Below are 13,773 nucleotides of genomic sequence, written 5' to 3'. Positions count from 1 at the left end.
GCGTAGCAAAGAACCGAGGCGCGGCAACAACTATCGATGCTGCGCCGCGCCCTGTCGGCGGGTGCGGCGCGGCATGTCCCCACGGTCGCTGGATTTTCCGGAACGTGGCGAGATTTCCCCAGCGGAATACGGTGCGGTTCAGCGTGCCGCGAGCGCCCGCTCCAGGAAGGCGGCTGCGGCCAGCGTGCGGCGGTCGCGGCCGAAGCGGCCCACCACCTGCACGCCCACCGGCAGGTCGCTGGGGCCGAGGAGGCCGGGCACGCTGACGCAGGGCGTGCCCATCAGCGTCCACAGGCGGTTGAACATGGCCGAGCCGGTGGTGGCGAAACCCTCCGGCGCCTCGCCGGGTGCCGCGAAGGTGAGCAAGGCGTCACAATCGGCGAACAGGTCGCCGAGGCGCTGGCGCGCGCGCTTGGCGGTGCGGCGCGCCTCGTCATAAGCATCCGGCGTGATGGCGGCTGCCGCCTCCAGATGCCCGCGCAGCAGCGGAGACAGGAGGCCGTTGTCATATTCGTCGGCCAGCGCGTGCCAGCCTTCATAGTCCTGGATGACAGGGTGAATGGCGTCGGCCGCCTCGATCTCCTCGGGCAGCGCGATCTCGCGCACGTCGGCGCCAGCCTTGGAGAGCGCTGCAATGGCGCTGTCGAGGGCGGCGTGGGATGCGGCATCCGCCAGATGCGCACGGGCGGTGCGCACCACCGCGAATCGCGCCGGTCCGATGTCGGCATCCGCCAGATCGAGGTCGCGCCCGGTGATGGCGGCGGCCCCGTAGGCGACGTCCGCCACCCGCGCGCCGAACAGGCCGATGGTGTCGAGATGCCAGGAGAAGACCTTCATGCCCACGGTGGGGATGAGGCGGAATGTAGGCTTGTAGCCCGTGACGCCGCAGAAGGAGGCGGGCCGCAGCACGGAGCCGCCGGTCTGTGTGCCGAGCGCCAGCGGCAGCATGCCCGCCGCCACAGCCGCCGCCGAGCCCGCCGAGGAGCCGCCGGGCGTGTGGGTGAGCCGGCGCGGGTTCTTGGTGATGGAGGGGCGCAGGAAGGCGAGTTCCGTGGTCACCGTCTTGCCGGGAATGATCCCGCCCGCGCGCTTCACCTGCCGCACCACGGCGGCGTCCGTGCGCGGCTGGTTGCCGGCGAAGGCCTCGGTGCCATAGGCGGTCGGCAGGTCGGCGGTGTCGATCACGTCCTTGATGCCCACCGGCAGGCCGGCGAGGGGCGTGCGGGCCAGCCCCGGCGCCTCGGCGGCGGTGCGCGCGCGGTCGAGGTCGAGGGCGGCGAAGGCGTGCACGTCCGCTTCCTGCTCGGCGATGGCGACGGCACAGAGCTCCAGCACGTCGCGGGGCGTCAGGCGTTCGGCGCGGATGTCTTCAAACAGGTTGCGGGCGAGCAGCATGGCGGACGGTCCTCTGGCGGTCGGGGCGTCCGGCCCGGCGGCCGGAATCGCGCTCTCGGCTGATAGTCATAGCGAACGATCGATCTGACCGCTCGCCCCTACTGCGTCGGCAGGATGCGGCGGCCGGCGCGGGCGGCATCGTCATAGACCTTGGTGTCGCCGGGGCGCTCGGAATAGCAGGTGGCGGCGATCACCGGCGTGCCGGCGGCGATGAGCTGGCTCACGGTGGCGAACTGGTAGCCCTTGGCCTTGAGCGCGGGAATGAGGATGCGCAGGGCCTCGGCCGTGTGCTTGCCGCGCCCGTTGGCGTGCATGAGCACGATGGAGCCGGGCTTGATGGCTTTGAGCATGGCCTCGGCCATGAATTTCGCGCCGAGGAAGGCGGGGTCGCCGGAATCCACGTCCCACTGGATGGCCAGATGGCCGGTCTCGTTCACATAGGCCATGGAATCGGCGGAGCACGAGCCATAGGGAAAGCGGAAGAGGGTGGTGCGCTCCGGCACATCCGCGACGTTGCAGCCGGCGGCCTGCGCCCCCGCGCGGCGGGCGGCGATGGCCATGTCGGCATCATCCACCTGCCGCTGCATGGTGGTGCCGGTGGTCACCGTCATGTTGGCGTGGGACCAGGTGTGGTTGCCCACCTCGAACAGCGGATCGGCGATGATCTGGGACGCCCGCTCGGGATGGCTCACCGCCCATTTGCCGCCGGCGAAGAACGTGGCTTGGACGTTCTGGTCGCGCAGATAATCCACAAGCGCGCCGTCATAGCCGGAGACCTCGCTGGAGGCCTCGCACAGGTCGAAAGTGAGGGCGACCATCTTCACGCCCGCCGGCAGGTTCACCCGCCGGATGGAACCGGCCAGCGCCCCTGCCACTGGCCGCACGGGCGGCAGGAGACGCTCGGCCAGCGTGTTGCCGCTGGAGGTGTGGGGCTGGACCTTCTCCTCGCCCGGCACGGCCTTGAGGGCCGAAGGCGCATAGCAGGCGGGCGCGGCCACGGCGGCACCGGCAGCGAGGCAGAGGGGAAGGGCGAGGAGAAGGGATGAAGAGAGACGGGGCACGGATCACGACGCAGTCAGCGGAAGCTCGACCGGACGTTGCACGCCGCGCCCATGGCGGCAAGGGTGACATGAAGGGCGGGATGTGAGTGCCGGGGACGCCCGGCGCGATCCCTGCTGCCGGTGCATGACAGAACGAACCCGACCCTTGTCCCGTCACGCCCCTGTGGCACCCATGGCCGTTTGCGCTATGCATGGGTGCATGACGGAGCGCACGCCCCCGCGCCGGGGCTATCACCACGGCAACCTCAAGGACGCGCTGCTGGACGCGGCGCGCGATCTGGTCGCGACCGAAGGTCCGGCGGGTGTGACGCTCGCGGAAGCCTCTCGCCGGGCCGGCGTTTCTCCCGCGGCGCCCTACCGGCACTTCAAGGACCGCGACGCGCTCATGGCCGCTCTGGCCGAGCGGGGCTTTGCGCAGTTCGCGGACGAGCTGGCGCAGGCATTCGGCGATGGCGCGCCGGACCCCGCGAGCGCCTTCCTGCGGGTGGGCGACGCCTATCTCGCTTTCGCCCGCCGGGAGCCGGGACTCTACGGCGCCATGTTCACCGTCTGCCCGCCGGGGCGGGAGACGGCGCAGGGCGGACGGGCCTTCGCGCTTCTCGCGGCCTCCGCCGGCCAGGCGGCGGGTGTCGAGCGCCTGCCGCAAGGCGCCATCCTCTCCATCTGGGCGCTGGCCCATGGCGCCGCGACCCTTGCCGCGTCCGGCCATCTCGATGAGGCCGAAGCCCACGCCGCGCTCGTGGCCGGCGTCAGCGGCATTCTGAAGGGCGCCAGACCCGACTGATCGCCATCCCACCTGCCCCTTGAATTGGTGACGCGAAATGTTAATGTGAATAACATTCACATTTGAAGCCTAAGGAGAGGGTCATGAGCAGATGCAGTTTCGCGCCGGACGCGTCGGACTTCCGGTCGCGCTGGAAGGGCTGGGAGATCGCGGCGATGGTGGCCGGCTTCATCGTCTTCTGGCCGCTCGGCCTTGCGATGCTGCTTTACAAGAAGTTGCGCCGCCACGGCGCGGAGCGGCCGGCGGCCTTGCGTTTCGGCCCACTTTCCCGCGATACCGGAAATGTCGCGTTCGAAGCCTATAAGGCGGATGAACTGCGCCGCCTTGAGGAAGAGCGGCGCCAGCTTGCGGCAGAGCAGGGGGCGTTCGAGGATTTCCTCTACGACCTCAAGCGGGCCAAGGACCGGGAGGAATTCGATGCCTTCATCGCCAGGCGGGCGGCGCGGCGCAGCGACGGCTGACAGCCGCCCCTGCGCCCTGGTCACCGGCGCCAGCACCGGCATCGGCTTCGAGCTGGCGCGGCTGCTGGCGCGGGACGGCTACCGGCTGCTGCTCGTCTCGCGCGATCCCTCGCGGCTGGATGATGCCGCCGCCAAGCTCCGCGCGGAGTGGCCGGATGTCGAGCTGGAATTGCGCGCGGTGGATCTCGCCGATGCCGATGGCATGGACGAATTGTGCGAATACGCCGCGCATCTTGGACCCGACATTCTCGTCAACAATGCGGGCTTCGGCGGTTATGGCCCCTTCGTCGAGAGCCGCCCCTCCGACGAGGTGGCGATGATCGCCACCAATGTGACCGCGCTCACCATGCTCGCCAAGGCGGTGCTGCCCGGCATGCTGAAACGCAAGGCGGGCCGCATCCTCAATGTGGGCTCCACGGCGAGCTTTGCGCCGGGACCGTTCGCGGCGGTCTATGCCGCCACGAAGGCCTATGTGCTGAGCCTGTCCGAGGCGCTGGCCGAAGAGGTCAGCGGCAGCGGCGTCACCGTCACCTGCCTGTGTCCCGGCCCCACGGAGACCGGCTTTGCCCGCCGCGCCAGCATGAGCAGTACCCGCGTCTTCAAGGGGCCGGTGGCCGATGCCGCAGCTGTCGCCCGCACTGGCTATGAGGCGATGATGGCTGGGCGACGGCTCGCTGTGGCCGGGCCGGTGAACAAGCTGCTCGTCTTCGCCATCCGTCTGGTCCCGCGCCGCGTCGTCGCCTTCATTTCCCGCCGGGAGCTCTCTCCCGTGCCGCCCGCCTGACCGGTCCATCAGGAAAAGCGCTGCCCGCCATCAGCAGATTCCATTTGTGCCGGCTGCTGTGACGCGCTAACCGGCGCGGCAGAGTTCCCCTCCGCGTGGCCGCACCATGAACCTGCTCTCCATTCAGTCCCACGTGGCCTACGGGCATGTGGGAAATGCCTCCGCCGTCTTCCCCCTCCAGCGGCTCGGCGTCGAGGTGTGGCCCATCCACACGGTGCAATTCTCCAATCACACGGGCTATGGCGCCTGGCGCGGCCAGGTGTTCGAGGCCAATGTCATCGGCGATCTGGTGGACGGCATCGCCGAGCGCGGCCAGCTTGGCCGCTGCGACGGCGTGCTCTCCGGCTACATGGGATCGGCGGACATCGGGGCGGCCATCCTCGATGCGGTGGCCAAGGTGCGGGCGGCCAATCCGCGGGCCGATTATTGCTGCGATCCGGTGATCGGCGACGTGGGCCGTGGCGTCTTCGTGCGGCCGGGCATTCCCGAATTCATGCGCGATCAGGCGGTGCCCGCCGCCGAGGTGATCACGCCCAACCAGTTCGAGCTGGAGCTGCTCTCCGGCCGTGCTGCCGGCACCCGCGCGGAGGCCGTCGCTGCCTGCGACGTGCTGCACGCAAAGGGGCCCAAGGTCATCCTCGTGACCAGTCTCCAGACTGCCGAGACGCCGGACCATTCCATCGATCTCATGGCCTCCGGTCCCGATGGGCGCTTCCTCGTGCGCACGCCCCGGCTGGATGTGAGCCTCAACGGTGCGGGTGATGCCATCGCTGCCCTGTTCTTCTTCCACTGGAAGCGCTCGGGCTCGACGGCACTGGCACTGGGGGCGGCGGCGTCCTCCATCTATGGCCTGCTCTCGCGCACCCATGCGGAGGGCTCCCGCGAACTGCTGCTGGTGGCGGCGCAGGACGAGTTCGTACGCCCAAGTCACGTCTTCACGGCCGAGGCGATTTAAGGTCAAGATTGTCGCGCCCACCGCCTGCAACCGACGGACACCCGCCCATGTCGCGCCGCTATCTCATCCTCGACGTCTTCACCGACCGCGCCCTTGGCGGCAACCCGCTGGCGGTGGTGCTGAATTCGGACGGGCTGGACGAGGCGGCCATGCAGCACATCACCCGCGAGTTCAACCTCTCGGAGACGGTGTTCATCCTGCCGCCCAAGGATCCGGCGAACCGCGCCCGCATCCGCATCTTCACCACCGCCCACGAACTCCCCTTCGCTGGCCATCCCACCGTCGGCGCCTCCATCGCGCTGGCGCTGGAAGGCGGCTCAGCCGGGGCCATGGCGCTCGAGGAGGCGATCGGCATCGTGAAGTGCGAGGTGGCGACCGATGGCACCGGCAGCCGCCGCGGCACCTCCACCTTCGTGGTGCCGCGCGCCAGCACGCTGGAAGAGACGGAAGTGTCGAAGCGCGAGTGCGCCGATGCCCTGTCGCTGGAGGTGGCGGACATCGGTTTCGACGCCCATCGGCCGGTGGTGGCGAGCGCGGGCGTCCCCTTCCTCTTCGTGCCGGTGGCCAACCTCACCGCGCTTGCCCGCGCGCGGCCCGACGAGAGCGCCTTCATCCGCAATCTCGGCGCCTATGGCGAGGCCATGTATCTCTACACGCTGGACGATGAGGGCGACGCGGATTTCCGCTCCCGCATGTTCTCGCCCGGCATCGGTTCGCTCGAAGATCCCGCCACCGGTGCCGCCGCCGCTGCCTTCCCTTCGGTGCTCATGGATGCGGAGGCGCGCGTGGACGGCCACCATCGTGTCCGCATCGACCAGGGCGTGGAGATGGGGCGCCCCAGCCGCATCAATCTCGCCTTCACGGTGAAGGGCGGCGCGGTGGCCCAGGCGACCATCGGCGGCTCGGCCATCGTCATCGCCGAGGGCACGCTGCACGTCTGATCCTGCCGCAAGGACAGGGGTTTGGGGCGCGCCGCCGTTTCCCGGCGCGCAACGGGCCTGTGCCGTGAAGGCACAGCTTTTCTGGGGGCGCTACCCTTGGAACGGTCCGTCGGCACTCTATGTGTTGTGCATTGCAACCCACCTATCCGGCCTGTTGCGCGACGGCCCCTCTGCTGCCTGCCGCCGACACGCCGATCCCCAGAAAGGTCTCCGATGACAGCGTCTCTCTTCGAGCCCTATCGCCTTGGCGACATCACGCTCTCCAACCGCATTGTCATGGCGCCGCTGACGCGCAACCGCGCCGCGCCCGGCAACATCGCCACGGATCTCACCGCCCAGTATTACGCCCAGCGCGCCAGCGCCGGCCTCATCATCTCCGAGGCGAGCCAGATTTCGCCGGAGGGCCAAGGCTATCAGGACACCCCCGGCATCCATTCCCCCGAGCAGATCGCCGGCTGGAAGAAGGTGACGAAGGCGGTGCATGATGCCGGCGGCCGCATCTTCCTGCAGGCCTGGCATGTGGGACGCATCTCCCACACCTCGCTCCAGCCCGGCGGCAAGGCTCCGGTGGCGCCCTCCGCCGTCCGCGCCAACGGCAAGACCTTCGTGAACAACGCCTTCACCGACGTCTCCGAGCCGCGCGCGCTCGAGTTGTCCGAGCTTCCCGGCATCGTCGAGGACTATCGCAAGGCTGCCGCCAACGCCATCGAGGCCGGCTTTGACGGCATCGAGATCCACGCCGCGAACGGCTATCTCCTCGACCAGTTCCTGCGCGACGGCGCCAACAAGCGCACGGACGCCTATGGCGGTTCCATCGAGAACCGCGCCCGGCTCCTGCTGGAAGTGATGGAGGCGGTCATCAAGGAGATCGGCGCCAACCGCGTCGGCATCCGTCTCTCGCCCGTAACCCCCGCCAACGACCTGACGGACAGCAATCCGCAGGCCCTGTTCAATTACGTGGTCGAGAAGCTGAACGGGCTGAAGCCGGTCTATATCCACGTGGTCGAGGGCGCCACGGGTGGCCCGCGCGATGTGGCGCCCGACTTTGATTTCGAGGCCCTGCACAAGCGCTTCGATGGCACCTGGATGACCAACAACGGCTATGACAAGGCTCTGGCCGAGACGGTGCTGGCGGAAGGCAAGGCGGACCTCATCGCCTTCGGCCGTCCCTTCATCTCCAATCCCGACCTTGTGGAGCGCCTCAAGCGCGGCGCGCCGCTGAACGAGCTGAACCGCGACACGCTCTATGGCGGCGGGGCGACCGGCTACACCGACTATCCGACCCTCGGCACGGCTGCGTGAGCGCAGACGGCGATACGGGGACGGTCAGCGTCCATCCGGTCTCCCGGCTCGACCTTCGGGTCGAGCCGGGGATCTGGACCGAGGCGGAGCGCCATCGCGCCGCCATCGACGGGCACTTCGCGGTCCGCCAGGCGGCCACGCCGCAGATCTGGAACGGGCGTGTGCTCGTGATGCGGCATCTGGAGGTGGAGGGCGAGACGCTCGTCGGCCGCTTCATCGAGGTGGATTTCGCCAGTTTCCTCTGGTGGCGCGATCACGGCTGGAAGCCTGAGTTCAATGTCTATAACGCCTTTGCCGCCGCGGCTCTTGAGGGCGCGGACGGGGCGTTCCTGCTCGGCGTCATGGCGCCGTGGACGGCGGCGGCGGGCCGTGTCTATTTCCCCTGCGGCACGCCCGATCTCTCCGACGTGACACCCGACCGCCGGGTGGATTTCGAAGCGAGCCTCTGGCGGGAGCTGGCGGAGGAGACCGGCCTCACGCGGGCCGACATCGCCCGCGACGGCGGCTGGACGCTGGTGCTTGATGGTCGCCGGGCGGCGGTGCTGCGCCGTCTCGTGCTGGCGGACGAGGGCGAAGCGGTGGCGGAGGCCATTCGCGCGCGCCTCGCGCAGGAGGCGGAGCCGGAACTGTCGGGTATCCGCGTGGTGCGCCATGAGGCGGACCTGACCGCCGACGTGATGCCGTTCGCGGTCACCTATATCCGCAACCGCTGGACCACCGGCTGACGCTTCCGCTCAGATGGGCGGCAGGTGCAGCCATTTGGCCAGCGCGCTCAGCACCAGATCCACCGACAGCGCGGCGATGAGGATGCCCATCACGCGGCGGACGAGGTTCGTGCCGCCGCTGCCGATGAGGCGGGTGATGATGTCGCCCGCGAGGAAGGCGCCCATCAGCAGCAGCATCATGCTCGCCACCGCCAGAACGGTCATGCTCTGGGCGATGGGGCTGCCGCGATTGTTGTCCGCCAGCAGGACCACGGACAGGATGGCGCCGGGCCCCGCGATGGTGGGCGTCGCCAGGGGATAGATGGCCTGCGAGATCAGGTTCTTCTCCTCGGGCACGCCGCTCGGCTTCTTCGCCTCGCCGAAGATCATCGACAGGGAGAAGCTGAAGAGGATGATGCCGCCGGCGATCTGGAAAGACAGGATCGAGACGTTCATCGCATTCAGCAGCGTCTGCCCCGCCAAGGCGAAGAAGGACAAGACGGCGAAGGCGAACAGCGGGCTCAGAATGGCGAGCCGGAGGCGGTCCGCCTTGCTGTGCTCGCCGGTGAGGGCGAGGAAGAGCGACAGGTGGCCGATGGGCTCCAGGAGGGCATAGAGCGTCACGAACTGGGTGATGAAGAGGTCGTAGTCCTCCAGCATGGTCCGGCGCTCCCGCCCCTCCGTCAGATGCCCCCTCGGGCGGATCACAAAACCTTGAACGACGGCAAAGCTCAGGCCTAGTCATGGTTCAGTACGGGACCGGCTTTAGCATGGAGCGATGGAGAGGGAACCCGTCAACCGGCGCGGCGTCCACCTCCCGAGCCATCACATCGGAGAAACATCATGGCAAATTGGGCTGTGTGGGTGGGTAGCGTGCGCAAGGGATCCTACAACGCGGCGATCGCGCGGGCGCTGGCGGAACTCGCGCCCGCGGGCACGAGCATCGACATCCTGCCCTCCGTGGCGCAATTCCCCATCTATGATGCCGATCTTCAGGCGGAAGGCTTTCCGGCCGTGGTGGAGGACACCGGCGCGCGCATCGCCAAGGCGGACGGCCTCATCATCGTGACGCCGGAATACAATTATTCCGTGCCGGGCGGCCTGAAGAACGCCATCGACTGGGTGTCCCGCCTGCCGGGCAAGCCCGTTGCCGGGAAGCCGGTGCTGATCCAGTCGGCCTCACAGGGCGTCCTCGGCGGCGCGCGGGCGCAGTATCATCTGCGCCAGATTCTCGTCTTCCTCGACGGCCGGGTCTTCAACGTGCCCGAGGTGATGGTCGGCAAGGTGCAGACGCTGGTGGAGGACGGCAGCCTCACCGACGCCGGTACCCGCGACTTCATCGCCGGTCAGCTGAAGGCCTTTTCCGCCTTTGTGGAGAGCTTCAAGAAATAGGGTTAAGATTTTGGATTTACGCGAGAAATCGCGTTGTCCTCATCCGGTTTCCGAGGGTGCCTCAGGCATCCTCGGGGTGCCGGTCAGGGGCCGAAGAGTGCCCGCACCGCATTGAGAATGGTGAAGCCGCCCACCGGGGCGATGAAGAGGCCGAGCACATTGAGAGCTGCCACCCACAGGAGGAACTTCTCCTCCTTGGGCGAGAACCGCGCCTTGGGCGGTTCAGGGGGCGGGTCTTGCGGGGGCCACTGGCTGGGCACGTCCAGGAACATGGGTGTCCCTCATTGCCGTCCGTTGCGCGTCAGCCTTGAAGGATAGGCGCGGCTCCCCCTGAGCGCCACCCGTCTTTTCGTCACGCTGGCAGATCAGAGCCGGGCTCAGCGGCCCTCATACTCTGCCCACGAGAGCGGGGTCTCGAATACGCGCACGGTGGCCAGCTGCGCCAGCAGCGGCTTGGTGCGCTCCCAGATCCAGATGGCGATGTGCTCGGCGGTGGGGTTCTCCAGCCCCTCGATCTCGTTCAGGCAATAATGGTCGAGCCGCTTCAGCACAGGGCCGAAGGCGGCCTCCACGTCGAAGAAGTCCACCACGAAGCCGGTATGCGGATCGACGTCGCCATCCAGCACCAGTTCCACCCGGTAGGAATGGCCGTGCATGCGGAAGCAGCGGTGCGTCTGCGGCACGTTGGGCAGGCGGTGGGCCGCCTCGAAGGTGAAGGCCTGGGTGATCTTCATGGGGCGCGCTTTCACGGAATGCCGGTGATCTTATGGGTCTGGAGGCTCAGGCGCCATTGCGGATGGGCGAGGCAATAAGCGATCACCGCCTGCGTGTTCTCGATCCGCGCCGGCCCGTCCATGGGCTGGAGGAAATAATGCTCGAACGCGAGGCTGGCGACCGCCTCGGGCGTCACCTCCGGCTGCGGATAGACGAGCTTCAGCTCGCTGCCCGTGCGCTGCACGATTTCCGCGCCCGCCTTGGGGCTGACGCAGATCCAGTCGATGCCGGTGGGGGCGGGGAGGGTGCCGTTGGTCTCGATGGCGATCTCGAAGCCTTCCGCATGAACGGCCTCAATCAGCGCAGCATCGAGCTGGAGCAGGGGCTCGCCGCCGGTGAACACCACATAGGGTCGACCGCCGGCGCCCTTGTCGCCCCAGGTCCGGGCGATGGTCGCGGCAAGGCTTGGCGCATCGGCAAAGCGCCCGCCGCCCTCTCCGTCCATGCCGACGAAATCCGTGTCGCAGAAGCGGCAGATGGCCGAGGCGCGATCCTCCTCCCGGCCGGACCACAGGTTGCAGCCGGCAAAACGGCAGAAGACGGCCGCACGGCCGGCCTGTGCCCCCTCGCCCTGGAGGGTCTTGAAGATCTCTTTCACCGCATAGGACATGGCGCATGCCTCTAGCGGCGGGCGCGGGCGCGGACAAGCGCGCCCCGTGCAAGGGGCCTGTGCAGCGGCGGCCCTAGTCTTAGGTCATTGCATGGGCGCAATTATCCATTGTCGCCCCGCCATATCCATCGTCTTTCCTGCAAGGCGCATCCGCCCTACTTATGAGGACGAAGCCGGGCCGCCCCAGAGCGGAACCGGCACGAGACTGGCCCCGCCGGCCGCATGTTGCGGCTGGCCGGTGGCCCGGAGGCTCGCCTCCCGGAGGATCACATGCAGACCACAGGCCTTGAACTGACCGGCTTCCACCATCTGACCGCCGTCTCCGCCGACGCGGTCTATAATCACGATTTCTACACCAAGGCGCTGGGCATGCGCCTCGTGAAGAAGACGGTGAACCAGGACGATACGTCCGCCTACCACCTCTTCTATGCGGACGGGGAGGGCAACCCCGGCACCGACATCACCTTCTTCGATTGGCCGGTGGGCCGTGAGCGGCGCGGCAACCATACGGTCGCCCGCACCGGACTGAGGGTGCGCGACGAGGCGGCGCTCGGCTACTGGCAGGAGCGCCTGAAGGAACTGGGCGTGACGCAGGACGAGATCGTGCTGCGGGACAACCGTCCGACCCTCGATTTCGAGGACAAGGAAGGCCAGCGCCTCAGCCTCGTTGCGGACAACGGCCAGGGCCCCGGCGTGCCGTGGGCGAAGAGCCCGGTGCCGGAGGCGCACCAGATCCGCGGCCTCGGCCCGATCACGCTCAGCGTGCCGGACCTGAAGCCCACGGATGCCGTGCTCACCATTCTGCTCAACATGCGGCAGGTGCGCAGCTTCACCGATGCCTCCGGCGCGACCACCCACGTCTATGAGATGGCGCAGGGTGGCCCGGATGCGGAACTGCATGTGCGGGTCGACCCCAAGCTCGGCCCGGCGCGGCCGGGGGCGGGCGGCGTGCATCACGTGGCCTTCCGCGTGCCGACCTTCGAGGATTACGAGGGGTGGAACGCGCGGCTCAACGAACTGGGCGTGCCCTCGTCCGGCCCCGTGGACCGCTACTATTTCCGCAGCCTCTATTTCCGCGAGCCCAACGGCGTGCTGTTCGAACTCGCCACCGACGCGCCCGGCTTCTCGGCCGACGAACCGCAGGCGACGCTCGGCGAGCGCCTCTCGCTGCCGCCCTTCCTCGAAGGCCGCCGCCGCGAGATCGAGGCGGGCCTGAAGCCGCTCTGAGCACCTTCCTGCCGGCCTCTCCGTGGGGCCGGCAGGAACGCTTTCGGTAGTGCCGCCGCTTTATCCCCGTGGCGGTTCGGGCGATAAGAAGGCTCCGGTGCCACGGAGAGCAGGGCGGATGAGCTATCAAGTTCCCGGCTTCATCGCCTTCACCATCGCTATCGTGGTCTATTTCGTCGGTGCCGGGCTCAACAGCCTCGTCCCGCCGCTGCGCCGCTGGAACATTCCGGAGGCGGTGACCGGTGGACTGCTTGCGGCACTGGGGACCCTCGTTGCGCACAACGGCTTCGGCCTCGCCATCTCCTTCGACATCGCCGCGCGCGACCTGCTGCTGCTCTATTTCTTCACCGGCATCGGCCTCAATGCGCGCCTTGCCGATCTCGGCGCCGGCGGGCGGCCGCTGATCATCCTGCTCATCCTCACCGTCGTCTATCTCGGTCTCCAGAATGCCGTGGCGCTGGGCGCTGCGGCGGCGCTGAAGCTACCGGAGGGCATGGCGCCGCTGCTCGGCTCGGTGTCACTGGTGGGCGGGCACGGCACCACCATCGCCTGGGCGCCCCTCATCTCGCAGCGCTTCGGCCTCACCAATGCGCTGGAGGTGGGGATCGCGAGCGCTACCCTCGGCCTCGTTCTCGCGAGCCTGCTCGGCGGCCCCATCGCCGGCCTGCTGATCTCGCGCTTCCGGCTGCGCGGCGGGGCTGCGGAGGCGCCCATGGTCGGCCTGCCCGAGGAGGCGGGCCAGCCGGAGGGCGGGGAGGTGGGCTATCGCAACATCCTGAGCACGCTGCTGGTGCTCAATGTTGTGATCCTGGTCGCCTATTCGCTGGAGGGAATAGTCGAGAAGACCGGCATCAAGCTGCCGCTGTTCGTGGTGTGCCTGCTGGTGGCGATCGTGGTCACGAACATCCTGCCGCTGGTGCTGCCGCGCCTGCCGTGGCCGGCGCGGACCCAGGCGCTGGCGCTGATCTCGGACCTGTCGCTGAAGATCTTCCTCGCCATGTCGCTCATGAGCATGCAGCTCTGGACGCTGGGCGGACTTGGTCCGGCCCTGGCTCTGGTGCTGGGGCTGCAGAGCCTCGTCGCCGTGCTCTACATCCTGTTCGTGGTGTTTCCGGCCATGGGGCGGACCTATCAGGCCGCCGTGCTGGCGGCGGGCTTCACCGGCATCAGCCTCGGGGCCACGCCCACGGCCATCGCCAACATGACGGCGGTCACGCGCACCCACGGCCCGGCGCCGCTGGCCTTCATCATCCTGCCGCTGGTCTCGGCCTTCTTCATCGACATCATCAACGCGATCGCCATCGGCTTCATGGTGCGCTGAGCGCATCGGGGTCGTGGCGGCGCCCCGGAGGGATCGGTTGCATCATAATAATTAGGGTGCTA

At 68.3% G+C, this 13,773-nt stretch carries 16 protein-coding genes; 10 read left to right on the top strand and 6 right to left on the bottom strand.

What is annotated here, in order from left to right:
- Window positions 1–138: 138 nt before the first annotated feature.
- The gene (locus DFO45_RS17410; RefSeq protein WP_133865871.1) at window positions 139–1,395 is read right to left on the bottom strand and encodes an amidase; all 1,257 of its coding nucleotides are present in this window, start codon (window positions 1,393–1,395) and stop codon (window positions 139–141) included.
- Between the two features lie 98 nt (window positions 1,396–1,493).
- On the bottom strand, window positions 1,494–2,393 hold the full coding sequence (locus DFO45_RS17405) for a polysaccharide deacetylase family protein (protein ID WP_133865870.1): 900 nt from the start codon (window positions 2,391–2,393) through the stop codon (window positions 1,494–1,496).
- A 262-nt stretch (window positions 2,394–2,655) separates the two neighbouring features.
- Between DFO45_RS17405 and DFO45_RS17400 the strand changes: the two genes are divergently transcribed.
- The 7 genes from DFO45_RS17400 (at window position 2,656) to DFO45_RS17370 (ending at window position 8,408) form a co-directional block, all read left to right on the top strand.
- A complete protein-coding gene (locus DFO45_RS17400; RefSeq protein ID WP_166657167.1) occupies window positions 2,656–3,240 on the top strand; it encodes a TetR/AcrR family transcriptional regulator in 585 nt (194 codons plus the stop codon).
- An 83-nt stretch (window positions 3,241–3,323) separates the two neighbouring features.
- Window positions 3,324–3,701, top strand: coding sequence for a DUF2852 domain-containing protein (locus tag DFO45_RS17395; protein WP_133865868.1), 378 nt, complete (start codon window positions 3,324–3,326; stop codon window positions 3,699–3,701).
- The gene (locus DFO45_RS17390; protein ID WP_133865867.1) at window positions 3,658–4,485 is read left to right on the top strand and encodes an SDR family oxidoreductase; all 828 of its coding nucleotides are present in this window, start codon (window positions 3,658–3,660) and stop codon (window positions 4,483–4,485) included. Before DFO45_RS17395 ends, DFO45_RS17390 begins: the two co-directional genes overlap by 44 nt.
- A gap of 106 nt (window positions 4,486–4,591) precedes the next feature.
- Window positions 4,592–5,440 (top strand): pyridoxal kinase PdxY, encoded by an 849-nt coding sequence (pdxY, locus tag DFO45_RS17385; RefSeq protein ID WP_133865866.1) that lies wholly within the window; start codon window positions 4,592–4,594, stop codon window positions 5,438–5,440.
- A 47-nt stretch (window positions 5,441–5,487) separates the two neighbouring features.
- Window positions 5,488–6,381 carry a PhzF family phenazine biosynthesis protein gene (locus DFO45_RS17380; RefSeq protein ID WP_133865865.1) on the top strand — a complete coding sequence of 298 codons (894 nt, stop codon included), beginning with the start codon at window positions 5,488–5,490 and terminating at the stop codon, window positions 6,379–6,381.
- Window positions 6,382–6,594: 213 nt separating this feature from the next.
- Window positions 6,595–7,683, top strand: coding sequence for an alkene reductase (locus tag DFO45_RS17375; protein WP_133865864.1), 1,089 nt, complete (start codon window positions 6,595–6,597; stop codon window positions 7,681–7,683).
- The gene (locus tag DFO45_RS17370; protein ID WP_133865863.1) at window positions 7,680–8,408 is read left to right on the top strand and encodes an NUDIX hydrolase; all 729 of its coding nucleotides are present in this window, start codon (window positions 7,680–7,682) and stop codon (window positions 8,406–8,408) included. The genes DFO45_RS17375 and DFO45_RS17370 overlap by 4 nt, the downstream gene beginning before the upstream one ends.
- A 9-nt stretch (window positions 8,409–8,417) precedes the next feature.
- Here the strand turns inward: DFO45_RS17370 and DFO45_RS17365 are convergent, their stop codons facing one another.
- A complete protein-coding gene (locus DFO45_RS17365) occupies window positions 8,418–9,047 on the bottom strand; it encodes a MarC family protein (protein ID WP_133865862.1) in 630 nt (209 codons plus the stop codon).
- Between the two features lie 183 nt (window positions 9,048–9,230).
- Here DFO45_RS17365 and DFO45_RS17360 point away from each other — a divergent pair, with 183 nt between their 5' ends.
- Window positions 9,231–9,779: an NADPH-dependent FMN reductase gene (locus DFO45_RS17360; RefSeq protein ID WP_133865861.1), complete on the top strand. Its 549-nt coding sequence runs from the start codon at window positions 9,231–9,233 to the stop codon at window positions 9,777–9,779.
- A gap of 83 nt (window positions 9,780–9,862) precedes the next feature.
- Here the strand turns inward: DFO45_RS17360 and DFO45_RS17355 are convergent, their stop codons facing one another.
- The 3 genes from DFO45_RS17355 to queE all read right to left on the bottom strand — a co-directional run bounded on the left by DFO45_RS17355 (window position 9,863) and on the right by queE (window position 11,163).
- Window positions 9,863–10,051 carry a hypothetical protein gene (locus DFO45_RS17355; protein WP_133865860.1) on the bottom strand — a complete coding sequence of 63 codons (189 nt, stop codon included), beginning with the start codon at window positions 10,049–10,051 and terminating at the stop codon, window positions 9,863–9,865.
- 105 nt (window positions 10,052–10,156) lie between these two features.
- Window positions 10,157–10,513 (bottom strand): 6-carboxytetrahydropterin synthase QueD, encoded by a 357-nt coding sequence (queD, locus tag DFO45_RS17350; RefSeq protein ID WP_012169602.1) that lies wholly within the window; start codon window positions 10,511–10,513, stop codon window positions 10,157–10,159.
- 11 nt (window positions 10,514–10,524) lie between these two features.
- Window positions 10,525–11,163 carry a 7-carboxy-7-deazaguanine synthase gene (gene queE, locus DFO45_RS17345; RefSeq protein WP_133865859.1) on the bottom strand — a complete coding sequence of 213 codons (639 nt, stop codon included), beginning with the start codon at window positions 11,161–11,163 and terminating at the stop codon, window positions 10,525–10,527.
- A 270-nt stretch (window positions 11,164–11,433) separates the two neighbouring features.
- Between queE and DFO45_RS17340 the strand changes: the two genes are divergently transcribed.
- Window positions 11,434–12,390 (top strand): ring-cleaving dioxygenase, encoded by a 957-nt coding sequence (locus DFO45_RS17340; RefSeq protein WP_012169604.1) that lies wholly within the window; start codon window positions 11,434–11,436, stop codon window positions 12,388–12,390.
- 118 nt (window positions 12,391–12,508) lie between these two features.
- Window positions 12,509–13,711: a sodium/glutamate symporter gene (gene gltS / locus DFO45_RS17335; protein WP_133865858.1), complete on the top strand. Its 1,203-nt coding sequence runs from the start codon at window positions 12,509–12,511 to the stop codon at window positions 13,709–13,711.
- The last annotated feature ends 62 nt before the right edge of the window (window positions 13,712–13,773 follow it).

Origin of the sequence: Azorhizobium sp. AG788, assembly GCF_004364705.1 — a bacterium.
GTDB lineage: Bacteria > Pseudomonadota > Alphaproteobacteria > Rhizobiales > Xanthobacteraceae > Azorhizobium > Azorhizobium caulinodans.
This window is presented reverse-complemented; position numbering and strand designations above follow the sequence as displayed.

Excerpts from the sequence above, each read along its gene's own strand:
- DFO45_RS17410 (WP_133865871.1), bottom strand. The coding sequence starts at position 1,395 with ATGCTGCTCGCCCGCAACCTGTTTGAAGACATCCGCGCCGAACGCCTG.
- DFO45_RS17400 (WP_166657167.1), top strand. The coding sequence starts at position 2,656 with ATGACGGAGCGCACGCCCCCGCGCCGGGGCTATCACCACGGCAACCTC.
- DFO45_RS17395 (WP_133865868.1), top strand. The coding sequence starts at position 3,324 with ATGAGCAGATGCAGTTTCGCGCCGGACGCGTCGGACTTCCGGTCGCGC.
- DFO45_RS17390 (WP_133865867.1), top strand. The coding sequence starts at position 3,658 with ATGCCTTCATCGCCAGGCGGGCGGCGCGGCGCAGCGACGGCTGACAGC.
- pdxY (WP_133865866.1), top strand. The coding sequence starts at position 4,592 with ATGAACCTGCTCTCCATTCAGTCCCACGTGGCCTACGGGCATGTGGGA.
- DFO45_RS17380 (WP_133865865.1), top strand. The coding sequence starts at position 5,488 with ATGTCGCGCCGCTATCTCATCCTCGACGTCTTCACCGACCGCGCCCTT.
- DFO45_RS17375 (WP_133865864.1), top strand. The coding sequence starts at position 6,595 with ATGACAGCGTCTCTCTTCGAGCCCTATCGCCTTGGCGACATCACGCTC.
- DFO45_RS17365 (WP_133865862.1), bottom strand. The coding sequence starts at position 9,047 with ATGCTGGAGGACTACGACCTCTTCATCACCCAGTTCGTGACGCTCTAT.
- DFO45_RS17360 (WP_133865861.1), top strand. The coding sequence starts at position 9,231 with ATGGCAAATTGGGCTGTGTGGGTGGGTAGCGTGCGCAAGGGATCCTAC.
- DFO45_RS17355 (WP_133865860.1), bottom strand. The coding sequence starts at position 10,051 with ATGTTCCTGGACGTGCCCAGCCAGTGGCCCCCGCAAGACCCGCCCCCT.
- queD (WP_012169602.1), bottom strand. The coding sequence starts at position 10,513 with ATGAAGATCACCCAGGCCTTCACCTTCGAGGCGGCCCACCGCCTGCCC.
- queE (WP_133865859.1), bottom strand. The coding sequence starts at position 11,163 with ATGTCCTATGCGGTGAAAGAGATCTTCAAGACCCTCCAGGGCGAGGGG.
- DFO45_RS17340 (WP_012169604.1), top strand. The coding sequence starts at position 11,434 with ATGCAGACCACAGGCCTTGAACTGACCGGCTTCCACCATCTGACCGCC.
- gltS (WP_133865858.1), top strand. The coding sequence starts at position 12,509 with ATGAGCTATCAAGTTCCCGGCTTCATCGCCTTCACCATCGCTATCGTG.